Genomic DNA, 3,403 nt, shown 5'->3' with positions numbered 1-3,403 from the left:
AAAAACCCTTGAAGTGAACAAGTGGCGCGAGAACTACCGGCTGGGCCGTGCCTCGATCGCCCTTGACCAGGTTGAAGAACTCGGGACATTTGCCGAGATCGAGATTATCGCCGAGAATGACAGGGAAAATCCGACTGTTCTTATCGAGAAGATCGCCAGGGAGATTGGGACCGATGGCACACCGATTCTTGAGTCCTACCTGGAACTGGTCCTTGCAAAGCGGAAAAACGGCCCATAACCAGCAACTATCGTCCTGCCCTTTTTGCACTTATTTTTTTACCCTCATACTGGCACTCGTTCACTGCCCCGGGCAACTGTCCCCTTATTCTGGCAATTCTTTTACAACAAGATGATAGTATCCCCAGAGAAAAGAGACGAGACCAGCGAATGGTATCGGGCACGCGACATGGTACTTCCCCGGGCCAGCCGACCTGCCTCAGGAGCAGATTCATTTCTACCCATATTCCAGGTAAATCGGGTTACGGCAGTTTTCAGTGAGTGATACGAGCGCCAATAGCCAGCGGGAATCCGATCAATGAGGAAACTAAAAAAGACAATAATGAAGAAAAAGGATGGTTTTTGGCGGATCTCCCGCCTTCTGCCGTCTATACCGTCAGCATCTCAATCCTGATGTCACGTGCATCGGTGCCGAAATGGAGCATGGCGCAGTGCCCGTCCATTGCCGGGCCGGGGTTAACGACCTTCACGCCGTCGACTTCCATGACGCCGCGGGCCTCGTGAATGTGGGCGCAGCAGACAAGGTCAAAGGACTTCAGGTGCCTGCGGATGCTCTGGCTCCCCACGTGCTCTCCTGCAGGTTTGTCAAGGGTCTCGTAAGGCGGTGCATGGCAGAGAAGGATGTTGTGGACAGCTTTTTCCATCTTCTTCATTGCGCTGTTCAGGACATCATCGATCTGCTTGTCGGTCATCTCGAACGGGGTGCCGAAAGGTGTCGGGTTCGACCCGCCGACTCCTACGATGGTCATTTTGCCAAGGTTCATCGAAGATCCGTGCACGCACACTGTGTCGGAGTGTTCGAGCGTCTCGAGGATCTCACGGGGGTCACAGTTGCCGGGCACGGCAAAACAGGGCACATCGATGCGTGAGAGCACGTCATCGACTACGTCAACGGGACCCATATTGGTGATATCGCCTGCAATAAATACCGCTTCCGGAGAAAGCTCCAGAAATGAATCAATTTTACCGAATTGACCATGGAGATCTGCTATAAGCAGCACATCTTTCATGGTATATGATTTGAAGGGCGTTGTAAAAACCTTATCTCCCGGCAAATAGGGGCGATAAGAACGAGTTTTCCGGCCCCCTAATATATTCGTTGTCTGCGATAATAATTCTACCGCCTATAGGCCATATAGCAGCCTGCGGTTTTCCGCTCATGATGCTGCATGCAAGTATGATCAGACCGCGCATTTTGATCCAGGACCACACTATTCATATTTGAGTCCAGCATGTATGATTTTCTTCAGATGTATGACAATAAGGTTCTTTTGATAGAGACAGCGGTTATGATTCAAAACCGGATACGCCCAAATTACTTTTAATTTTACTTCAGATAAATATATTATATATTTCATCTCTCTATGAACCCTCTTCAAAAAAATAAGCCCAAAGTGCAGATAGAGAGCAGCAGAAGCAGCACAGTTTCATTTTCGCAAAGTATTTCATTTCATTTCCCCAAGGGACTTCCTACATTATAGTCTTCTCCTGCTCTTAAGCCCTATTTGCTGCTCTTTTCTTAAAATAAGAGTTTTCTTTAAATACCTCCAGATCTCTTATTTTCACTCATTTTTTAGAGAGAATAAAAACAAGATATAAAAATAAACAATACCGGATCCAGAACACCACAACAAGCCAGGAACCCGACCACACTTTATCAAAGTGTACCGGAATAATTCTGGAACATGGTGGTACATGGCCGGTACAAACCGGATTGTCAAACTTGGTCTTGAAGCGCGAGCAAATGCCCTCCGAAGTAGCATCGAACCGCAATACTCGGTACGAGATATCGCTCGGATCCTCACTGAAGAATCGGGAAAAACGATCAAATTCCAGAGCGTCCAGAGATACTTCGATGCCCTGTCACGGCCACCAGCAGCACCTGTCGTTGCAGTGACTCCTGTCGGCGTATCGCAGCAGCAGGACCCGACCGCGGTCCGCGAGCAGCGACAGGCCGAGATCCGTGATGCCGCGGCCCGGGGGCGGCTCGATGCCGTGCAGCAGCTGCGGGACGTCAACACCGAGACGCGGGCGATCCTGGACAGCCTGAAGGATCAGCAGGGGAAGTTCGTCGGGGGTGTTTCAGGTGGATACCTTGCCCTGGCTGCCATCACGCGGATCGAGTCCCAGCTGTTGCTGCAGGCCAAGCTCCTGGGTGACCTGCCGGACCAGCCCCAGGTGAACATCACGATCGTGGAAAACCAGTTCAAGGAATTCAAAGCCGCGGTCCTGGGGGTGATGTGCCCTGAGTGCCAGCGCCGCCTCGCCGAACAGCTCCGGTCCATCGTGGGAAAGTAACCTCCTGGCAAATATCGATCTCGCGTACTTCATGGAGTATACGGGCCGGGGGCAGTGGCAGCGGGCCAAGCACCTGGACCTGCTCTGCAGCAAGCTCGAAGCTGTTGAACGGGGCGAAATCAAGCGCCTGATCATCACCATGCCCCCTCGGCATGGAAAGTCGGAAGTAACCAGCAAGCATTTTCCGGCTTGGTATCTGGGTAAACATCCGGACCATGAGATTATCCTGACGTCATACGCTGCAGAGATCGCGGAAGATTTCTCGCGTATCGATCGCGAGGTGATCCGAGAATTCGGGGGAGAGTTGTTTGATATCTCTCTCGCGCAGGATTCAAAAGCCGTCAACCGTTGGGCTGTTATCGATGCCAGAACCGGGAAAAAGTACCGGGGCGGGCTCATTTCTGTTGGTGCGGGCGGACCGCTGACCGGTCGTGGTGCACACGTCGCGATCATTGACGATCCATTCAAAGGGGAGGAGGACTCGCACTCGCCAACGAAGCGGAAGAAAGTGATCAACTGGTATCAGTCAGTCCTTCGTACGCGGCTGGCCCCGGGTGGCGCCGTCATCCTCATTCAGACCCGTTGGCACAAGGGTGACCTGGCGGGGCACCTCATCGGGGAGATGGAGCAGGCAGATGGGGAGACCTGGGAGATCCTCAACCTACCCGCAATCGCGGGCGAAGCGGATCCGCTCGGTCGTGCTCCTGGTGATGCACTCTGGCCGGAACGGTTCTCCCTGGAGGAACTGCTCAAGACGAAGACGGCCGTGCACGCATACTGGTGGAACTGCCTCTACATGCAGACCCCGGGCGATCCGGAGGGTGGCAAGTTCAAGCGGGCGTTCTTCCAGTACTGGGAGCGGTCCGCA

General features: G+C 53.1%; 4 protein-coding genes. 3 read left to right on the top strand and 1 reads right to left on the bottom strand.

The window, feature by feature from the left end; translation table 11 throughout:
* On the top strand, nucleotides 1-238 hold a 238-nt coding region (locus PHF39_RS13880; RefSeq protein WP_300225180.1), incomplete at its 5' end, for a CYTH domain-containing protein.
* Nucleotides 239-605: 367 nt separating this feature from the next.
* Here the strand turns inward: PHF39_RS13880 and PHF39_RS13875 are convergent.
* Nucleotides 606-1,247 (bottom strand): metallophosphoesterase, encoded by a 642-nt coding sequence (locus tag PHF39_RS13875; protein ID WP_300225177.1) that lies wholly within the window; start codon nucleotides 1,245-1,247, stop codon nucleotides 606-608.
* Between the two features lie 685 nt (nucleotides 1,248-1,932).
* Here PHF39_RS13875 and PHF39_RS13870 point away from each other — a divergent pair.
* Together PHF39_RS13870 and PHF39_RS13865 are read left to right on the top strand one after the other, a co-directional pair.
* Complete coding sequence (locus PHF39_RS13870; protein WP_300225175.1) at nucleotides 1,933-2,535, top strand: hypothetical protein; 603 nt, start codon at nucleotides 1,933-1,935, stop codon at nucleotides 2,533-2,535.
* Nucleotides 2,536-2,566: 31 nt separating this feature from the next.
* On the top strand, nucleotides 2,567-3,403 hold an 837-nt coding region (locus PHF39_RS13865), incomplete at its 3' end, for a terminase family protein (protein ID WP_300225173.1).

The sequence above is a fragment of the Methanoregula sp. genome (assembly GCF_028712425.1).
In the GTDB taxonomy this organism is placed as follows: Archaea; Halobacteriota; Methanomicrobia; order Methanomicrobiales; family Methanospirillaceae; genus Methanoregula.
The sequence above is the reverse complement of the archived record's forward strand: the minus strand, read 5'-3'. Positions and strand labels throughout refer to the sequence as shown.

Excerpts from the sequence above, each read along its gene's own strand:
- PHF39_RS13875 (WP_300225177.1), bottom strand. The coding sequence starts at position 1,247 with ATGAAAGATGTGCTGCTTATAGCAGATCTCCATGGTCAATTCGGTAAA.
- PHF39_RS13870 (WP_300225175.1), top strand. The coding sequence starts at position 1,933 with ATGGCCGGTACAAACCGGATTGTCAAACTTGGTCTTGAAGCGCGAGCA.